Source organism: Kitasatospora sp. NPDC058162 (assembly GCF_042884005.1).
In the GTDB taxonomy this organism is placed as follows: domain Bacteria; phylum Actinomycetota; class Actinomycetes; order Streptomycetales; family Streptomycetaceae; genus Kitasatospora.
This window is the reverse complement of the sequence record NZ_JBHVUS010000005.1, coordinates 176,981-194,829: the sequence shown is the minus strand read 5'-3', so window position 1 is coordinate 194,829 and position 17,849 is coordinate 176,981. Positions and strand designations below refer to the sequence as shown.

The window sequence follows — 17,849 nt, the reverse complement described above, 5'->3', positions numbered from 1 at the left end:
AGGGATCAGGCCGTGGCGGCGGCAGCGGCGCGGGCCGCGGCCGGCAGGGCGGCGGCGATCCGCTCGATCGCCCGGGCGTCGTGGGTCGCCGAGACGAACCAGGACTCGAAGGCGGACGGCGGCAGGTAGACGCCCTCGGCCAGCATCGCGTGGAAGAAGGCGGTGAAGCGGAACGCCTCCTGGGTCCTGGCCTCGTCGTAGTTCGTGACGGCCGCCTCGGTGAAGAACACCGAGAACATGTTCCCGGCGGTCTGCAGCCGGTGCGCCACGCCCTCCTTGGTGAGCGCCTCGGAGACCAGGCCGGAGATCTCGGCGGAGACCTTGTCCACCGTCGCGTAGACCTCGTCGGTGCAGCCGCGCAGCTGGGCCAGGCCGGCCGCGGTGGCGACCGGGTTCCCGGACAGGGTGCCGGCCTGGTAGACCGGGCCGGCCGGGGCCAGGTGGGCCATCACGTCGGCGCGGCCGCCGAAGGCCGCGGCCGGGAAGCCGCCGCCCATGACCTTGCCGAAGGTCAGCAGGTCCGGCGCCCAGCCCTCGTTCGCCGCCTCCAGGCCGTACCAGCCGGCCTTGGAGACGCGGAAGCCGGTCATCACCTCGTCGGAGATGAACAGCGCGCCGTTGTCCCGGCAGAGCCGGGCGAGGCCGGCGTTGAAGCCGGGCAGCGGCGGGACGACGCCCATGTTGCCGGGCGAGGCCTCGGTGATCACGCAGGCGATCTCGCCCGGGTGGGCGGCGAAGGCCTGCTCGACGGCGGCCAGGTCGTTGTACGGCAGCACGACGGTGTCGCCGGCCTGGGCGCCGGTGACGCCCGGGGTGTCCGGCAGACCGAAAGTGGCCACGCCGGAACCGGCGGCGGCCAGCAGCGCGTCCACGTGACCGTGGTAGCAGCCGGCGAACTTGACCACCTTCGCCCGGCCGGTGAAGCCTCGGGCGAGCCGGATCGCGGACATGGTGGCCTCGGTGCCGGAGGAGACCAGGCGGACCTGCTCGACCGGGGCGACCCGGGAGACGATCTCCTCGGCCAGCTCGACCTCGCCCTGGCCGGGCGTGCCGAAGGAGGTGCCGCGGGTGACCGCCTGCTGGACGGCGTCGATCACGGCGGGGTTCGCGTGGCCGAGGATCATCGGACCCCACGAGCACACCAGGTCGACGTACTCACGGCCGTCGGCGTCGGTGAGGTAGGGGCCGGTGCCGGACACCATGAAGCGCGGCGTGCCGCCGACCGCGCGGAAGGCGCGCACCGGGGAGTTGACGCCGCCGGGCGTGACCACGGAGGCGCGATCGAACAGCGACTGGGACTGGGGGGCTTCGTAGGGGTAGCTCACGGGAGACATGGTCTCAAATCGTGTCCTTGAGCTCTGCATGTCCGGCCCGATCATCTGGAACGATGATCCGGGCACCGTTGTCTGTACGGTTGTCCCTGACGGTCGGCCGTGGCGGTGGTCCACGGGCGGGGCCGCTGGCTGTTCCGGAGCACGGACCAGTCAGACTGTGTGCACAGGTGCGCGAGCGCTCCGGTTGTGTGCAGGGGTGTGGAGAGGACTGCCGCGTACCGAGAGTGGGTACGGCGGCGCATGACGGGTAAGGAGCACGTCCGGCGGGACGCCGGGCGTGCGGGGGTCTGTCGATTCCGGCGAATTCCGGTGAGGATGGTCCGAGTGTCCGAGGCGCAGGACGGCTTCGACGAGGCCGCGGGTGGCTCCCGTGGGCCCGCCGAGACCGCACGCGGGGGTACGGGAGCGGGTACGGGTCGTGGCCGCCGCGGCGGCGAGAGGCGGGGTGAGGGACGCGTGGGGGTGACGTACAAGTACTTCGGCGCACCGGACCGCGCCACCGCCGCCAGAGTCCCCACCGCCCTCGGCCCGGGCGGACTGGGCCTGGACGCCGGTGAACTCGGCGCGCTGGGGCGGCTCGGCGACCTGATGGAGACCAGCGGCTCCCCCACCGGCCACCTCTCCACCAAGATCAAACCGGAGACCATGAGCGCGATGGTCCTCACCGGCATCCAGGGCGTCCCGCTGCACCAGGTGCCGCCGCTGGAACTCGTCGTACTGCACCCCGACTACGCCGTCGTCCAACTCCCGCACAACGTGGTCGAGCCGCTGCGCAAGGCGGACGAGACCGAGCTCGGCGCGGCCGCCTTCATCTGGTCCACCGTCCCGGACCGGCGCGGGCCGCGCGACGCCTTCGTGATCTACAGCATGCTGCACGAGTGGCAGGACTTCGCCAACCGGCTGCACGACGCCGGGCACCAGCTGTACTGCCTGGTCTGGCCCTGAGCGCGCCGAACCCCGACCGCTGAACGACGGTCGGGGTTCGCCGGATTGACGGTCCGTCAATCCTTCGCGGCGGGCCGGAGCACCACCACCGCCAGCAGCAGTGCCACCGTCAACAGCCCGGCGGCCACCGCGAAGGCGAGCCGGAAGCCGCCCGCCAGCGCCTCGGCGGCGGGGTGCCCGGCGGCGGCCAGCGCCCCGCTGCGGCCGTCGGCGAGGGTGGTGAGCACGGCGACGCCGAGCGCGCCGCCGACCTGCTGGGTGGTGTTGAAGAGGCCGGAGGCGGTGCCCGCGTCCTCCGGGCCGGCGCCGGACATCCCGAGCACGGCGAGCGCGGACAGCACCAGCCCGCCGCCGCCGATCAGCAGCATGGTCGGCAGCAGGTGCACCGGATAGTCGGCATCGGTCGGCAGCCGGACCAGCAGGCCGAGCGCGACGACCAGCATCGCGAGGCCCACGAGCAGCACCGAGCGCTCGCCGAACCGGGCGCTCAGCCGGGCGGAGAGCAGCAGCGACACCGCGGCGATGGCGACCGCCGCCGGCAGCATCGCGAGGCCGGTGGCGGCGGAGCCGTAGCCGAGGACCTGCTGCAGGTAGAGGGCGACCATGATCTGGAAGCCGAACATCCCCGCGATGGTCAGCAGTTGCACGGCGTTGGCACCGGAGACGTTGCGGGAGCGGAACATCCGCAGCGGCAGCAGCGGCCGGGCGGCCCTGGCCTGGCGGAGCAGGAAGCCGGCCAGCAGGGCGAGCGAGAGCGCGCCGAGGCCGAGGGTGCGGGCGGAGGTCCAGCCGTTCCCGCCGGCGCCGACGATGGTGTGGATGCCGAGCATCAGGGCGGCGGTGATCAGTACGGCGCCCGGCACGTCGGCGCCGGCCCGCAGACCGGGGCCGTGGTCGGGTGCCAGGACCCGGACGGCGAGCAGGACGGCGGCGAGGCCGAGCGGCAGGTTGATCAGGAAGATCCAGTGCCAGTCGAGGGCCTGGGTGAGCACCCCGCCGAGGACCTGGCCGATCGAGGCGCCGGCCGCGCCGACGAAGCTGAACGCGCCGATCGCGCGGCCGCGTTCGCCGGGTTCGGGGAAGAGCGTGACGATCATGCCGAGGCTGACCGAGGAGGCCATCGCGCCGCCGACGCCCTGGAGGAACCGGGCGGCGATCAGCATGCCCTGCCCGGTGGCGAGGGCGCAGAGCAGCGAGGCGGCGGTGAAGAGGACGAGTCCGGCGACGAAGACCCGCTTGCGGCCGATCAGGTCGCCGAGCCGGCCGGCCAGCAGGAGCAGACCGCCGAAGGCGATCAGGTAGGCGTTGACCGTCCAGGTGAGGTCGGCGGGCGAGAAGTGCAGGTCGTCCTGGATGGCGGGCAGCGCCACGGTGACGATCGAGCCGTCCAGGACGATCATCAGCATGCCCGCGCAGAGCACCGCGAGGGCCAGTGCGCGGGAGCGGAGGGGGGCCGCGGGCGCCGTGTCGGGCGCGGTCGGGGCATGGGTGGTCATGGCGGGTCTCCCGGTTCGTCGAGTACCGGGAAGGACGCTATCAGATTGTTTTGTTCGGGACTATCTATCTCGGGAGCAGATTGCGGGCGTGCCTCACCCGCGGGAACGACGGGCCCGGCGGACCGTCCGTTCGCTCTCCACCGGTTCCGCCAGGTGCCCGTCCACCAGGCGGGTCAGGGCCGAGACGAAGGCGTTCTGCTCGGGCTGCGGCAGCGCCTCCAGCAGCTCGCGGTGGACCCGGTCGGCGATCGCGGTGCCCCGCTCGACGGCGCGCTCGCCCGCCTCGGTAACCGAGATGATCCGGGCCCGGCGGTCGGTGGCGGACGGGCGGCGCTCGGCCAGGCCCGCCTTCTCCAGCTCGTCGACGGTGACCACCATGGTGGTCTTGTCCAGGTCCGCCAGCTCGGCCAGCTGGATCTGGGTGCGCTCGGTCTCCTGCGCGTGGAACAGCACGCAGTACGCACGCGGAGTGATCCCGAGCTCGGTGAAGGCGGCCGCCATCCGGGTCGCCAGCACGTGGCTCGCGTGGTCCAGCAGGCCGGAGATGTCGCGGATCTGCCGCACGGGCGGGGTCGTCGTCATACGTCCGAGGTTAGCAACGGCCCGTCCGCTGTCGGATGATCCCGTAGCCAACCAACACCGGGGTTACGGGATACCCAACTCGAACAGCGCATAGCCCGCGTACCAGCCCGCCGCGATCGCCGGCATCGCGAACAGCCCGATCAACGAGGAGGTCCGCACCTTGCGCAGCGCCACCGCCAGGCCGATGAACAGCGGGAAGGCCGGCAGCAGGTAGCGCGAGATGTTGCCGAAGATCTGGTTGCTGCTCAACGCGGTGAACACGGTCATCGCGGTGTAGACCCAGAGCACCAGCGGCGGGCGGGCCCGCGCCAGCAGCACCACCAGGCCGGGCAGGGCGATCAGCAGGGCGATGGCGATCAGGTCCGGCACCGGATTGGACTGCCAGAAGTCCCAGTGTCCGGTGATCACGTCCATGACCGTGCGCACGGTCGAGGCGCCGAAGTCGAAGTAGCGGTTCCAGGCGCCGCGCTGGAGCTTGAAGTAGCCGCCCCAGTCGCCCATCCGCCAGCCCACCCAGGCGACGTAGCCGAACAGGCCCCACGGGGTGATCAGCATCGCGGTCAGCGGGCGGGCCACCCCGTCGGTGCGGCGCACCAGCGCGACCAGCGCGGCGATCGACACCGCCGCGATCAGCGCGGCGGCGGTCGGCCGGTTCAGGCCCGCGACCAGGGCCAGCAGCCCGGCCGCGAGCCAGCGGCGGGTCATCACGCAGTAGCAGGCCCAGGCGGACAGCGCGACGAACAGCGAGTCCGAGTAGACCGCCCACTCCACGCCCGACCCCGGGAACAGGCCCCAGACCACCGCGGCGATCACGCCCGCCCGGAAGCCGGCCAGCCGCTCGGCGATCGCGAAGATCCCGGCCGCGGCGACCAGCGAGGCGAGCACCGAGACCACGATCCCGGAGCCGTACGGGCCCAGCCCGGTCACCGCGCCGACCAGCCGCATCAGCCACGGGTAGAGCGGGAAGAAGGCGGCGGAGTTCTCGTAGTAGGTGGCCAGCGGGAAGCCGTGCAGCTCGATCAGCTGCGGGTCGTAGCCGTTCTCGGCGATCCGCTGGTACCAGACGCCGTCCCAGGTGCCCAGCACGTCCCAGGCGTGGGCGCCGCCGCCGCGGCCGGGCTGCTTCTTCAGGTAGTCGCCGGTGTGCTCCAGCAGCATCAGGAAGACGGTCAGGCCGATCGCCTTGACCACCGCGTACGCGCCCAGCGCGGGCGCGAAACGGTCCACCAGCGCCATGAACCGGCCGGGCGCGCGGCCCGCCCGCTCCTCGGCCGGCTCCCCGGACACGGCCACCGGCTCGGCGCTGGACGGTTCGGTGCTGGACGACTCGGTGCTCGATGCCGTGCTCATCTGCTCTGGGTACTCCCCGCCCCGCTCTTGGTGCGCGCGGCTCCGGCGCAACGACGTTCCCAGGAGCCTACGGCACGCCCCCACACCCCGACCCGCCCCCGCCCGCCCCGCAAAAACCCGTGGCGCCGGGCGAGTGCGACCACGACGATGCCCCCCATGCCGCTCCAGCCGCCGAAGCACCAGATCCGGGCGCTCCACACCGCCGACACCCTCACCGTCTACCAGGCCTTCCCACCGGAGATCGCCGAACCGGCGGCCGCCGAGGGGCGGTTCCCGGAGGCGTTCCGGCGGGACCGGATGACCTGGATCAAGCCCTCGTTCCTCTGGATGATGCACCGCAGCGACTGGGGCCGGAGCCCCGGTCAGGAGCGGGTGCTGGCCCTGGAGATCAGCCGCGAGGGCTTCGACTGGGCGCTGGAACGGGCTGTGCTGAGCGGCTACACCGGGCGGGTGCACGCCTCGCAGGCCGCGTGGAAGCGGGAGCTTCGGCAGAGCCCGGTGCGGGTGCAGTGGGATCCGGAGCGCGGGCCGGACCTCGGCGCGCTGGAGTGGCGGGCGATCCAGGTCGGGCTGCGCGGCGAGGCGGTGCGGCGCTACGCGGACGAGTGGATCCGGGGGATCACCGACGTCACCGCGCTGGCCGGGCGGGTGCGGCTGGAGCGGGACCCCGCGCTGTTGCCGGTGGAGACGCCGTACCCGACGGGTGCGGCCGTCGCCGCCCGGTTGGGGGTGGCGACGGCCTAGAGCGTGTCCCTCGGGTCAGCTGTGGAGGTAGACGATGCCGAGTTTGGTGAGCTGCCAGAGCTGGGCGGGGGCGCCGGTGTCGGTGGCGAGTTCGATGGCGGGGTTGCCGTTGGCGTCGAGGGTGGCGCCGGCCGCCAGGACCTTGGTCGGGTCCGCCGAGTCGGCGATCTTGTAGTTGCCGTTGCCGGCCGGCTTGAACACCCAGTGCTGGTTGGCGCCGCCGTTGCAGCCCCACTGCTGGATCCGGGTGCCGGCGGCGGTGGAGGCCGCGTTGGCGTCCAGGCACATGTTGCGGTTGCCGCTGAAGTCCAGCTCGTAGCTGCCGCCGGCCTTGGCCTCCAGGACGAAGGACTGGTTCAGCCCGCCGGTCGCCGGGTAGCTGATGGCGGCCCGGCCGTTGGTGGAGTCGCCGTACGTGCCGCCGCCGGTGAGGTCGAGGGCGTTGCCGGTGGCCGCGTTGGTGAGCTGGTACCAGGAGCCGTCCTCGGGGACGTCGCCGAAGGGTTTCCCGGGGGTGAGCGGCTGGATCGAGGTGGTGTTCTGCTGGTTGAGCGTGCAGTACGCCTCCGTCTGGTCCGGCTTGGCGAAGAACTGGCCGAGGCAGACGCCCTCACCGCGGTAGCCGGCCACCCGCAGGTGGTACGACTGGCGGACCATGTTCATGCACAGCCCGGGGATGCCGATCTGCGAGTCGCAGCCGTTGCGGGCCCGTTCGGAGAGGTTGATGACGTCCCCGTTGCTGTACTCGTACGGCGAACTCGTCCACTCCGCGCACACCTCGTGCCCGAAGGCGACCCTGCGCTGGTCCAAGTACCGTACGCCGGGCACCTGTTCGGCCGCGCCGCGGAGCGCGTCGCTGAACGTCGGCACCACCCAGTCGTGGCCCCAGGCGAGGTCCTCGGGGAAGGCCGGGCAGCCGTCGGCGATCTTGCCGAGGTAGTCGTTGCGCCGGATGTCCGGGGTGATCGGGTTGAAGTACGACTGGTAGACCAGCTGGTACGAGGAGTCCGCGTAGCCGGCCTTGCGCATGGTCTGCCGGATGTTCTGCAGCGCCGCGACGACCTTGGGCTGGACCGCCTTGGCCCGGCGGCGGATCTCGTCGCTGCCGATGGTGTCCCGGCAGCCCTGGTCCTTGGGGATCGGGAAGTACTGCGCGAGGCAGTGCATCATGATGCCGCTGAAGTCGAAGTCGTCGTTGGCACCGATGGTGACCACGACCATCTTCACGTCGTACTTGGCCGCCGTGTCGGCGAGTTTGACGTCCTGTTTGGGCTCGCCGTAGTCGCCGCTGCCGCCGCCGGTGGTCTTGGCCAGTTCCGGGTCGCTGACCAGGTCGCCGGTCTGGGCGCCGGAGCAGGCGAGGTCGATCGGGGTGACCCCGGGGATGTCGGTGGCGAAGATCTCCGACTTGGGGTGCCGGTGGCAGTAGTTGGTGGCGGTGTCGGTCTCCGGGAAGTAGCCGTCGTTGGTGTCGGTGCCCGCGCCCTCGCCGGAGATGGCACTGTCGCCGAGGGCGACGATCGCGGCCGGGCGGGTGGGCGCCGGGGAGGGGGCCGGGGCGGAGTCGGCGAGGGCGGCGGGGGCGCCGGCCAGGCCGAGGGTGGCGACGAGGACGCCGGTGGCGAGCAGCGCGGCGGACCGGGACGAGCCCGTTCGCGTTCGCCGCGCCGCGGACGTGCGGAACCTGATCACACGCGACTCCTTGCGGGGGTGGGGGCCGCCCGGCCGGGGGTGCCGAGCGGTGCGGAGCAAGAGAGGTGCCGAAAAGGTGAGCAGGTCTCACATTCTAAGTACTGACAAGTAGTCCAACAAGGCTTGTGACAGCACCGGGAACCGACCCCGGAACAGCACGACGGCACGGAAAAGAGCCGCCGTTCCGCGCCCCAGGAGGGAAGCGCGGAACGGCGGCTCTCACCGGCCGAACCGGGGGTGGGTTCAGCCCAGGTTGGCGCAGTGGTTGCCGAACGCCGGGTTCAGCAGACCCACGACGTCGACGCTGTTGCCGCACAGGTTGACCGGAACGTGCACCGGAATCTGGATCTGGTTGCCCGAGATGACACCGGGGGAACCCGCGGCGACACCCTCGGCGCCGGAGCTGGCCATGGCGGTGCCGGCGCCGGCGGCCACGATGCCCACCACGGCCGCGCCGACGGCGGCGGTCTTCTTGATGCTCATGCGAGCCTCCTGACTGTTCATACAGAGATGCACGGGGAGTGCGACATCTAGAACGACACCCGTCCGGACCGGTTGCGACGGTGCCCGCACTGTCACCCGTCTGGCCCAATGGGGCTCCTGACCGGCATTCGGGTGATCACGGGACCGGACCGTTTCCCCGCGCGCACTGCCTCGTTCTCCCTCACGAAGACGATCCACCGGCCCTGCTCAACGAAACGAGTACCGCCCATGCGCAGCTCGCCCACGGCCTCGACGGCACCGAGGCCCACGGCAAGTCGGTCGACGTGGCGGGCCCCCCAGAACCCGGCGTTCGGCGACACCGCCTGAACGCCTGACCGGGAATTCCTGGTCGCGCCTCCGCCCGAACCGTTCCCGGCCGTGCGGGAAGTGTTCGCGAGGCGCTGGAAGAACGCGGCGGCTGCGTCGACGCCCGAGCCATGGGCGAGAACGCCGGTGTGCGCCGCCGGAGTGACATTCACGGCAATCCCTGAACCCTTCGGGTGAGTATTCACGCCCGCCCGAGTCCCGACATTTCCTTCCGTCGGGCAGAAATCGGAGGAAGAAACAATGCGTAACCTCAAGAAGGCCGCCGTCCTGACCCTGGCCACCACCGGCCTGGTGCTCGGTGCCGCCGGCGGCGCGTTCGCCAGCTCGGGCGCCCAGGGCGTGGCCGCCGGCTCCCCCGGCGTGCTCTCCGGCAACCAGATCCAGGTGCCGATCCACATCCCGCTGAACGTCTGCGGCAACACCATCAACGTGATCGGCCTGCTGAACCCGGCGTTCGGCAACTCCTGCGCCAACGTCGGCTGAACCCGCGGTCGCCGACCCGGCGACAGCTGATTCACCGAGCCCGTGCCGCGCCCCGCAGCGCCGGGGCGCGGCACGCTCCACCCGTGTGTGATCGAGGAGATCAACCCCCATGCAGAACGTTAAGAAGGTCGCCGTCCTCTCCGCCGCCGCTGCCGGCCTGGTGATGGGCGCGGCGGGCTCCGCCGCCGCCAGCTCGGGCGCCGAGGGCGTGGCCGCCGGCTCCCCCGGTGTCGTCTCCGGCAACCAGATCCAGGTCCCGGTGCACATCCCGATCAACCTGTGCGGCAACTCCATCAACGTGATCGGCCTGCTGAACCCGGCCTTCGGCAACAGCTGCGCCAACGTGGAGATGCCCCCGAAGCCCGCGGACGACTGCTGATCCCCGATCGGCACGTGTTCCGGCCGTACTGCCCCCCGACCAGCCGGCCGGGGGGCAGTTCGGCATCCCCGGACGGGACGTCCGGAAGCTCAGGGCCCCTCCCTCGGGTTACGTCGGGCCGGGCCCCACTCCACCGAAGGGTGATCCGCATGGTTTCGAAGAAGGGCGGGGCCGGGCTGGCCGCCGCCGTGGGCGCCGTGGTGCTGCTCGGCGCCGGTTCGGCGCAGGCCGCCACCGCCCCGGGGCAGGAGCCCGCCGCGGGCCCGGCCACGCTGGCGAAGACCGACGTCGGGCAGGCGCTGAACGGGACGACGGCCGGCCTCGGCTACGGCGTCGCGCCGATCAAGAGCCTGCGTCTGGACCCGTGGGCCAACTCCTCGGCCGACGTGCTCAACAACGGCGCGACCGTCAAGCCGGACCAGGGCCTGGCCCCGGTGGGCACCGGCACCCTGACCGGACCGCTGAGCGCGGGCGGCGGCGTCAAGGACCTGCCGCTGGTCGGCGGCCTCTCCGGCGTCCTGCCGGGCTGACGCACGGGACGCGCCGGAGCCCGGCACCCCGCCTGGTGGCCAGGGTGCCGGGCTCCGGCGCGTCCGGCGCGGGCTCAGAGCCGGGTCAGGTCGGCCAGGCCGCTCTGCTGGACGAGACCGGTGGCGGTCGTGGTCACCGTGTCGGTCGCGTCGGTCTGCTGCAGGACGCCGGTGGCGGTGGCGGTGGTGGTGTTGGCCAGGTCGTTCGCCTCATCGGTGACGGAGAGCCGCCTGTCGTCCGTGCCGAGGCTCGCGGTGGCCCCGGGAACGGTCTGCACGGCGCCGGGCACCAGGCGCGGGTCCACCTCGTCCACCCGGAGCCGGCCGTCGGCCAGCTGGCCGGTGCCGTCGTGCACCAGGGACAGCGGCTTGCCCACGTCCAGGCCGGGGGTCTTGGCCTGCAACGGCGCGGCCGGGGCCTCCAGCAGCACCTGGCCGAGGTCGGCGCCCTGGTCGACCAGCGGGAGCGGCAGCTGGGCCTTGGCACTCGGGCCGACCTTGCCGGTGGCCAGCTGGGGCACCAGGTGGTCCGGGAGCAGCCCGTTGTCGGTGGTCCGGCCGGCCACCGGCGGCATGAGCAGCGAGGTGGGGATGCCGGCCGTGACGTGGCTGCCCAGCGGGGTGAGCGGCACGTCCGCCGGGACCTGCTGGGTGGCCAGCTTGTCCTCCAGGGCTCCGACCTGGTCGGGGCTGACCTGGGCGGCGGAGGCCGCCCCCTGGGAGGCGAGCACGCCCGCACCGACCGCCAGCAGCATCGCGCCGGCCCGCTTGGAGAACTTCATGCTTTTCACCGTTCTGCCTGTCCGTACTGGGGACGTCCTGGTGGTCCAGTACCGGAGTTCCTTCGGGGAGGGCTGCGGGGCCGCAGCCGGAAAGCAATCTGCGCAACGAGTGACCGTGAGTTCGGATTGCGGGCGTTAACCGATTCGGCGTAATAATCCGACCGGAAACCACTCTCGGACGCGCCTCCCGGACTCTTTTCAAAAATCCCCGTAACCTTCCGTGCCGTCATTCTTTGATCTGGACGTCAGTGACTGCAGACCGGGTCTGAGCGTTCGACGCGTTGCTACGCACGGAAACCGAAAGCATTTCAGAGAGGGATCTCCCCATGATCCAGAAGTCCTTCGCCGCCGCCGGCCTGGCCGTCGCCGCTCTGGCCGGTGCCGCCGCACCCGCTTCCGCCATCGGTGACGCGGACGGCGCGGCCGCCTCCATCGAGGGCAACGGCGGCACCAACTTCACCGGGACGGTCGGGAACAACAGCCCGAACTTCCACTTCCTGGACAACGCGAACGTCTGCCTCCCCGAGATCCACAACATCGCGGTCGGCGTTCTCGGTGTGGCCGTCCCGGTCGAGGTCCCGATCGCCAACAGCGGTGGCAAGCAGTACTGCACCCAGGGCCAGGGCACCCAGAGCCACGGCGACGCGGGCGTGTCCCACCTGGTCGGCTGACGCTCCCCCAGCCCACCACCGCACCACCCCCCTGAACCACCCCCGAATCGCTCCCCGATTCACCCTTGAGAGGAAAACCGGAAATGATCAAGAAGTCCCTCGCCGCCGCCGGCCTGGCCGCCGCCGCCATCGCGATGTCCGCCGGCTCGGCTTCCGCCATCGTCGACTCGGACGGCGCCGCCACCTCCGTCCAGGGCAACGGCGGCACCAACCAGACCGGCACCCACGGCAACGGCAGCCCGAACTTCCACACCCTGGACAACGCGAACATCTGCCTGCCGGAGGTCCACAACATCGCCGTCGCCGTCGTCGGCGTCGCGGTTCCGGTCGAGGTGCCCGTCCTGAACAGCACCCCGAAGCAGATCTGCAACGTCGGCCAGAACACCCAGTCCTCGGGCGACGCGGGTGTCTCGCACCTGATCGGCTGATCAAGGGGCACGGCACGGACGGAGGGCCCGGGGAGGAAGGTCTCCCCGGGCCCTCCGGGCTTGATCGACAAGCGTCACAGCACCAGTCAGCGGACGGGCGCCCGCGGGGGCGCCCCCCACAGAGAGGCAGATCCATGAAGAGCAAGCTGGCCAAGGCCGCCCTGACCGTCACCGCCGCGCTCGCGCTCGCGGGTGCCGCCACCCCGGCGTTCGCCCACGTCGGCCTGGAGGGCGGCGGCGGCATCGTCGCCACCGGCGACGAGCCCTTCGTGGCCGGTAAGGCCTTCGGCGTCGCCCACACCTCCGACGTCGCCGCCGGCGGCTTCATCGCCGGTGCCGCCACCGCCAAGGACCTGATCGGCGGCGGCGGGGGCTTCGCGCACATCAAGGGCTGGAAGTAACACAGCCGGAAGGCAGCGCAGCCGGAAACGACTCGGCCGGAGGGCCGGGCCGCTCACTGTGGGGAGCGGCCCGGCCCTCCGGCCGTAGCGCTGCTACTGCTGCTACTGCTGCTTGAGCATCGCGGCGGCCTCGACCGCCCAGTAGGTGAGGATCTGCTCGGCGCCGGCCCGGCGGATCGAGGTGAGCGTCTCCAGGATGGTGCGCTCCCGCTCGATCCACCCGTTGGCGGCAGCGGCCTCCACCATCGAGTACTCGCCGGAGATCTGGTACGCGGCCACCGGCACCGGCGAGGCGTCGGCGACCTGCCGCAGGACGTCCAGGTACAGCATCGCGGGCTTGACCATCACCAGGTCCGCGCCCTCGGCGAGGTCCAACTCCAGCTCGCGCAGCGCTTCGCGGGCGTTCGCCGGGTCCTGCTGGTAGCTCTTGCGGTCGCCCTTGAGCGAGGAGTTGACGGCCTCGCGGAACGGCCCGTACAGCGCGGAGGCGTACTTGGCGGTGTAGGCGAGGACGCTGACGTCGTGGTACCCGGCCGCGTCCAACGCCCGCCGGACGACGCCGATCTGACCGTCCATCATCCCCGACGGGCCGACCATGTGGACGCCGGCCTCGGCCTGGACCACGGCCATCTCGGCGTAGCGCGCCAGGGTCGCGTCGTTGTCCACGCTGCCGTCCTCGGCCAGCACGCCGCAGTGGCCGTGGTCGGTGAACTCGTCCAGGCAGAGGTCGGACATGACCACCAGCCGGTCGCCGACCTCCGAGACCACGTCGCGGATGGCCTGCTGGAGGATCCCGTCCGGGTTGGTGCCCTCGGAGCCGACGGCGTCCTTCACCTCGGGCAGGCCGAACAGCATGATGCCGCCCACCCCCGCCTCGGCGGCCTCCACCGCGGCCTTCCGCAGGCTGTCCCGGGTGTGCTGGACCACGCCGGGCATCGCGGCGATCGGCTTGGGCGCGCTGATGCCCTCGCTGACGAAGGCGGGCAGGATCAGCTCGGCCGGGTGCAGCCTGGTCTCGGCGACCAGCCGGCGCATCGCCGGGCTCTGCCGCAGCCGGCGCGGGCGAACGTACGGGAATTCAGCGGACACGGCTTCTCTCTCCGAACGGTTGTGCAGCACTGGGGGCGACGAAGTGCCGCCCCCAGCACCATAGTTGGGCTTAGGGAGTCAGCCCGGTGGGGGCTGCCCCGCTCAGCGGGCCTTGCGGCGGGATCCCGGACGGCGCTCGCTGGGCCGGTAGACCGGCTCGCCCGCGGCCGTCGCGGTGTCCCGGCGCTTGGCCCCGAAGTCTGCCAGCGCCTGGGCCAGCGCGGCCGCCGACGGCGCCGGGGCCATCACGTCGACCCGCAGGCCGTGCTCCTCGGCGGTCTTGGCGGTGGCCGGGCCGATGCAGGCGATGACCGTGACGTTGTGCGGCTTGCCGGCGATGCCGACCAGGTTCCGGACGGTCGAGGACGAGGTGAACAGCACCGCGTCGAAGCCGCCGCCCTTGATCGCCTCACGGGTCTCGGCCGGCGGCGGCGAGGCGCGCACCGTCCGGTACGCCGTCACGTCGTCGACCTCCCAGCCGAGCTCGACCAGGCCGGCCACCAGGGTCTCGGTGGCGATGTCGGCGCGCGGCAGCAGCACCCGGTCGATCGGGTCGAAGACCGGGTCGTACGGCGGCCAGTCCTCCAGCAGCCCGGCCGCGGACTGCTCCCCGGAGGGCACCAGGTCCGGCTTCACGCCGAAGTCCACCAGGGCCTGGGCGGTGGTCTCGCCGACCGCCGCGACCTTGATCCCGGCGAACGCGCGGGCGTCCAGGCCGTACTCCTCGAACTTCTCCCGGACGGCGCGGACGGCGTTCACCGAGGTGAACGCGATCCACTCGTAGCGACCGGTGACCAGGCCCTTGATGGCCCGCTCCATCTGCTGCGGGGTGCGCGGCGGCTCGACCGCGATGGTCGGCACCTCCTGCGGCACCGCGCCGTACGAGCGCAGCTGCTCGGACAGGCCGTGGGCCTGCTCCTTGGTGCGCGGCACGAGGACGTTCCAGCCGAACAGCGGCTTGGTCTCGAACCAGGAGTGCGAGGCCCGGTGGGCGACCTGCTCGCCCACCACGGCTATCACCGAGGTCGCCGGGTCCACCGGGGCGGAGACCGGCGAGGGCAGCACCCGGGCGGCCTTCAGGTCGGCCGCGATGGTGGCCAGCGTGGAGGTGAAGGTCCGCTGGCGGGTGGTGGTGCCGGACAGGGTGGCGCTCAGCGCCGAGTCCGGCTTGCGGCCGTTGGAGACCAGCGCACCCGCGGTGGCCGGCAGCTGGCCCAGGGTGGTGCGGACCACCAGGGTGGTCTCCGGGGCGCCCAGGTCGACCGGGGCGCCGGACAGCAGCTGGCCGCCGTCCACGAAGCGGACGTCGGTGCCGGCCGCGCCGCGCAGCGGGACGCCCGCGTACGCCGGGACGCCGACCGACTGGGCGACGCCCGGGATCACCTCGAAGGGGATCCCGTCGCCCGCGCAGCTGAGCATCTCCTCGGCGGCGCAGCCGTCCAGGCCCGGGTCGCCGTCGACCGTGCGGACCACGTGCTTGCCGGACCGGACGGCCTCGGCGACCAGCTTGGCCAGGTCGAAGTCGGTGCCGTCGGCGGCCGGGGCGTGCACCTGCACGCCGGCCGGACAGTGGGTGCGCACGGCGGCCGCGGTCAGCGGGTCGGCGACCAGGACATCGGCCGAGGACAGCACCTCGACCGCGCGCAGGGTCAGCAGCCCCGGGTCCCCGGGGCCGGCTCCCAGGAAGGTGCACCGTCCGGTGGGCTGGCCGGCCGAAAAGAGGGCGTCGGTGGGGCTCATCGGGCTCGCTCCCCCATCAGGGTGGCCGCGCCCGCGTCGAGCAGCCGGGCGGCCAGGGCGTGGCCGAGGGCCCGCGCCTGCTGCTCGGCGGTCTCGTCGAGGACGATCGGACCGTTGGCGGACATCTTCAGCAGGGCGGTGCCGTCGGGATCGCCGACCACCCCGTCCAGCTGCAGTTCGTACTCCCGGCCCCAGGTGGCCAGTGCGGCGACCGGGGCCGAGCAACCGGCCTCCAGGGTGACCAGCAGGGCGCGCTCGGCGGCCACGGCGACCCTGGTGGGGGCGTGGTCCAGCGCGGCGAGCGCGGTGGTCAGGTCCGTGTCGGCGGCGGCGCACTCGATCGCGAGCGCGCCCTGGCCGGGGGCCGGGATCATCAGCTCGGGGTCGAGGTGCTGGGAGATCTCGGCGCTGCGGCCGAGCCGGTTCAGGCCGGCCGTGGCCAGCACCACGGCGTCCAGCTCGCCGGCGGTCACGTAGCCGATCCGGGTGTCCACGTTGCCGCGGATCGCGACGGTCTCCAGCTGGGCCCCGCGGGCCCGGGCCCAGGCGTTCAGCTGGGCCATCCGGCGCGGCGAGCCGGTGCCGATCCGGGCCGGGCGGCCGGCGCCGGCCAGCTTCTCCACCAGCTCGTCCAGGGCCAGGCCCTCGGCCGCGACCAGCGCGTCCCGGACGTCCTCGCGCTCGGGGACGGCGGCCAGCGCCAGGCCCTCGGGCGCCGCGGTGGGCAGGTCCTTGAGCGAGTGCACGGCGAAGTCGATCCGGCCCTCCAGCAGGGCGTCCCGCAGTGCGGAGACGAACACGCCGGTGCCGCCGATCTGGGCGAGCGCCTCTCGCGAGGTGTCGCCGTAGGTGGTGATCTCGACCAGCTCGACGGGGCGGCCGGTGAGCCTGGTCACCTCGCGGGCGACCATGCCCGACTGGGCCATGGCGAGCGCGCTGCGCCGGGTGCCGAGCCGCAGGGCGGTGGCCGGAGCCTGCTCGGTGAGCGGTTGACCATTCATGAGGTGATCGTCCCGGTGGTACTCGTGGGATGGCTGACGGTTCATCTGGTGCCCCCGCCGGAAGGCTGGGGCCGGCCGCCGACGGGCGTGCCCGACACGGCGTGCACAGCCGCCGGGTCGAGGTCGAACAGCTCGCGCAGGGCGTCCGCGTAGGACGCACCGCCGGGCTCGGCGGCCAACTGCTTCACCCGGACGGTCGGGGCGTGCAGCAGCTTGTCGACGACTCGGCGGACGGTCTGGGTGATCTCGGCGCGGGAGCGCTCGTCCAGGTCGGGCAGCCGGGAGTCCAGCCGGCCCAGTTCGGCGGCGACCACGTCGGAGGCCATCGCCCGCAGCGCGACCACGGTCGGCGCGATCCGGGCGGCCCGCTGGGCGGCGCCGAAGGCGGTCACCTCGTCGGAGACGATCCGGGTGACCTCGTCGACGTCGCCGGCGCCGGGGCTGGCGGCGTGCGCGTGGGAGAGGCTCTCCAGGTCGACCAGCAGGGCGCCGTCCAGCTCGTGCACGGCGTGGTCGACGTCCCGCGGCATGGCGAGGTCGAGCAGGGCCAGCGGCTGGGGGGAGGTGCGCAGGGCGACCGCGGCGGCGACGTCCTCGGCCCGGACCACCACGCCGGCCGCGCCGGTGCAGGAGATCACCAGGTCGACGTCGGCCAGCGCCTGCGGCACCTTGGCGAGGTCCAGGGTGCGGGCCACGTCCGGGCCGAGGATCTCCACCAGGCGCTCGGCGCGGGCCGGCGTGCGGTTGGCGATCAGCAGGTCGGTGACCCCGGAACGGACCAGGGTGGCGGCGGCCAGCGAGCTCATCGAGCCGGCCCCGACCACCAGCGCGCGCTTGCCGGCGATCTCGCCCGCGCCCGCGGCGACCTGCTCCAGGCCGAAGGTGACCAGCGACTGGCCGGCCTTGTCGATGCCGGTCTCGCTGTGCGCCCGCTTGCCGACCCGCAGGGCCTGCTGGAACAGCTCGTTCAGGCCGCGCCCGGCGGTGTGCTCGTCCTGGGCCTTGGCCAGCGCGTCGCGCAGCTGGCCGAGGATCTGGCCCTCGCCGACCACCATCGAGTCCAGGCCGCAGGCCACCGAGAACAGGTGGTGGACGGCGCGGTCCTCGTAGTGGACGTACAGGTGGGAGGTCAGCTCCTCCAGGTCCACCCCGCTGTGGTGGGCCAGCAGCAGCGACAGCTCGGCGACGCCGGCGTGGAACTTGTCCACGTCCGCGTACAGCTCGATCCGGTTGCAGGTGTTCAGCAGGGCGGCCTCGGCGACGGTCGAGGTCGCGGCCGCGTCGTGCAGCAGCCGGGTCGGGACCTCGCCGGTCAGCGCGGCGCGCTCCAGCACGCCGACCGGTGCCGTCCGGTGGCTCAGTCCGACGACGAGAAGACTCATGCCCGCCCCC

Annotated in this window: 20 protein-coding genes; 8 read left to right on the top strand and 12 right to left on the bottom strand. The window is 72.6% G+C overall.

Annotation, left to right across the window (positions count from 1 at the left end; all coding sequences use genetic code 11):
* Positions 1–5: 5 nt before the first annotated feature.
* Positions 6–1,334: a glutamate-1-semialdehyde 2,1-aminomutase gene (hemL, locus tag ACFVXG_RS12425; protein WP_387926811.1), complete on the bottom strand. Its 1,329-nt coding sequence runs from the start codon at positions 1,332–1,334 to the stop codon at positions 6–8.
* Positions 1,335–1,796: 462 nt separating this feature from the next.
* Here hemL and ACFVXG_RS12420 point away from each other — a divergent pair, with 462 nt between their 5' ends.
* The gene (locus ACFVXG_RS12420; RefSeq protein WP_350507657.1) at positions 1,797–2,279 is read left to right on the top strand and encodes a hypothetical protein; all 483 of its coding nucleotides are present in this window, start codon (positions 1,797–1,799) and stop codon (positions 2,277–2,279) included.
* Positions 2,280–2,335: 56 nt separating this feature from the next.
* On the opposite strand, the gene ACFVXG_RS12415 is transcribed toward ACFVXG_RS12420, so the two are convergent.
* The 3 genes from ACFVXG_RS12415 to ACFVXG_RS12405 form a co-directional block, all read right to left on the bottom strand.
* Entirely contained in the window at positions 2,336–3,775 is a 1,440-nt protein-coding gene (locus ACFVXG_RS12415; RefSeq protein WP_387926809.1) for an MFS transporter, read from the bottom strand.
* A 93-nt stretch (positions 3,776–3,868) separates the two neighbouring features.
* The gene (locus ACFVXG_RS12410) at positions 3,869–4,357 is read right to left on the bottom strand and encodes a MarR family winged helix-turn-helix transcriptional regulator (protein WP_387926807.1); all 489 of its coding nucleotides are present in this window, start codon (positions 4,355–4,357) and stop codon (positions 3,869–3,871) included.
* 63 nt (positions 4,358–4,420) lie between these two features.
* The gene (locus ACFVXG_RS12405; protein ID WP_387926805.1) at positions 4,421–5,707 is read right to left on the bottom strand and encodes a glycosyltransferase family 39 protein; all 1,287 of its coding nucleotides are present in this window, start codon (positions 5,705–5,707) and stop codon (positions 4,421–4,423) included.
* 156 nt (positions 5,708–5,863) lie between these two features.
* On the opposite strand from ACFVXG_RS12405, the gene ACFVXG_RS12400 reads away from it, so the two are divergent.
* The gene (locus ACFVXG_RS12400; protein WP_387926804.1) at positions 5,864–6,451 is read left to right on the top strand and encodes a DUF4291 domain-containing protein; all 588 of its coding nucleotides are present in this window, start codon (positions 5,864–5,866) and stop codon (positions 6,449–6,451) included.
* A 15-nt stretch (positions 6,452–6,466) separates the two neighbouring features.
* Here the strand turns inward: ACFVXG_RS12400 and ACFVXG_RS12395 are convergent, their stop codons facing one another.
* The 3 genes from ACFVXG_RS12395 to ACFVXG_RS12385 form a co-directional block, all read right to left on the bottom strand.
* Complete coding sequence (locus ACFVXG_RS12395) at positions 6,467–8,143, bottom strand: RICIN domain-containing protein (protein ID WP_387926802.1); 1,677 nt, start codon at positions 8,141–8,143, stop codon at positions 6,467–6,469.
* Positions 8,144–8,386: 243 nt separating this feature from the next.
* The gene (locus tag ACFVXG_RS12390; protein WP_350507663.1) at positions 8,387–8,626 is read right to left on the bottom strand and encodes a chaplin; all 240 of its coding nucleotides are present in this window, start codon (positions 8,624–8,626) and stop codon (positions 8,387–8,389) included.
* Between the two features lie 92 nt (positions 8,627–8,718).
* On the bottom strand, positions 8,719–9,105 hold the full coding sequence (locus ACFVXG_RS12385; protein WP_387926800.1) for a hypothetical protein: 387 nt from the start codon (positions 9,103–9,105) through the stop codon (positions 8,719–8,721).
* 88 nt (positions 9,106–9,193) lie between these two features.
* Between ACFVXG_RS12385 and ACFVXG_RS12380 the strand changes: the two genes are divergently transcribed.
* From ACFVXG_RS12380 to ACFVXG_RS12370, 3 genes are all read left to right on the top strand, one after another.
* Complete coding sequence (locus ACFVXG_RS12380; RefSeq protein WP_387926798.1) at positions 9,194–9,436, top strand: chaplin; 243 nt, start codon at positions 9,194–9,196, stop codon at positions 9,434–9,436.
* Positions 9,437–9,545: 109 nt separating this feature from the next.
* The gene (locus ACFVXG_RS12375) at positions 9,546–9,815 is read left to right on the top strand and encodes a chaplin (protein WP_387926796.1); all 270 of its coding nucleotides are present in this window, start codon (positions 9,546–9,548) and stop codon (positions 9,813–9,815) included.
* Between the two features lie 149 nt (positions 9,816–9,964).
* Positions 9,965–10,345 carry a hypothetical protein gene (locus ACFVXG_RS12370; protein WP_387926794.1) on the top strand — a complete coding sequence of 127 codons (381 nt, stop codon included), beginning with the start codon at positions 9,965–9,967 and terminating at the stop codon, positions 10,343–10,345.
* A gap of 74 nt (positions 10,346–10,419) precedes the next feature.
* On the opposite strand, the gene ACFVXG_RS12365 is transcribed toward ACFVXG_RS12370, so the two are convergent.
* On the bottom strand, positions 10,420–11,127 hold the full coding sequence (locus tag ACFVXG_RS12365) for a hypothetical protein (RefSeq protein ID WP_387926792.1): 708 nt from the start codon (positions 11,125–11,127) through the stop codon (positions 10,420–10,422).
* Between the two features lie 326 nt (positions 11,128–11,453).
* Here ACFVXG_RS12365 and ACFVXG_RS12360 point away from each other — a divergent pair, with 326 nt between their 5' ends.
* From ACFVXG_RS12360 to ACFVXG_RS12350, 3 genes are all read left to right on the top strand, one after another.
* Positions 11,454–11,798, top strand: a complete 345-nt coding sequence (locus tag ACFVXG_RS12360) for a rodlet layer protein (RefSeq protein ID WP_350507669.1) — start codon at positions 11,454–11,456, stop codon at positions 11,796–11,798.
* 83 nt (positions 11,799–11,881) lie between these two features.
* Positions 11,882–12,226 carry a rodlet layer protein gene (locus ACFVXG_RS12355; protein ID WP_188309838.1) on the top strand — a complete coding sequence of 115 codons (345 nt, stop codon included), beginning with the start codon at positions 11,882–11,884 and terminating at the stop codon, positions 12,224–12,226.
* A gap of 134 nt (positions 12,227–12,360) precedes the next feature.
* The gene (locus tag ACFVXG_RS12350) at positions 12,361–12,627 is read left to right on the top strand and encodes a hypothetical protein (protein WP_387926790.1); all 267 of its coding nucleotides are present in this window, start codon (positions 12,361–12,363) and stop codon (positions 12,625–12,627) included.
* A gap of 102 nt (positions 12,628–12,729) precedes the next feature.
* On the opposite strand, the gene hemB is transcribed toward ACFVXG_RS12350, so the two are convergent.
* The 4 genes from hemB to ACFVXG_RS12330 form a co-directional block, all read right to left on the bottom strand.
* Complete coding sequence (hemB, locus tag ACFVXG_RS12345; protein WP_387926788.1) at positions 12,730–13,716, bottom strand: porphobilinogen synthase; 987 nt, start codon at positions 13,714–13,716, stop codon at positions 12,730–12,732.
* Positions 13,717–13,818: 102 nt separating this feature from the next.
* The gene (locus tag ACFVXG_RS12340; RefSeq protein WP_387926786.1) at positions 13,819–15,456 is read right to left on the bottom strand and encodes a uroporphyrinogen-III synthase; all 1,638 of its coding nucleotides are present in this window, start codon (positions 15,454–15,456) and stop codon (positions 13,819–13,821) included.
* On the bottom strand, positions 15,453–16,457 hold the full coding sequence (gene hemC / locus ACFVXG_RS12335; protein ID WP_387926784.1) for a hydroxymethylbilane synthase: 1,005 nt from the start codon (positions 16,455–16,457) through the stop codon (positions 15,453–15,455). The genes ACFVXG_RS12340 and hemC overlap by 4 nt, the downstream gene beginning before the upstream one ends.
* A 41-nt stretch (positions 16,458–16,498) precedes the next feature.
* Positions 16,499–17,839 carry a glutamyl-tRNA reductase gene (locus ACFVXG_RS12330; protein ID WP_387926780.1) on the bottom strand — a complete coding sequence of 447 codons (1,341 nt, stop codon included), beginning with the start codon at positions 17,837–17,839 and terminating at the stop codon, positions 16,499–16,501.
* Positions 17,840–17,849 lie beyond the last annotated feature (10 nt).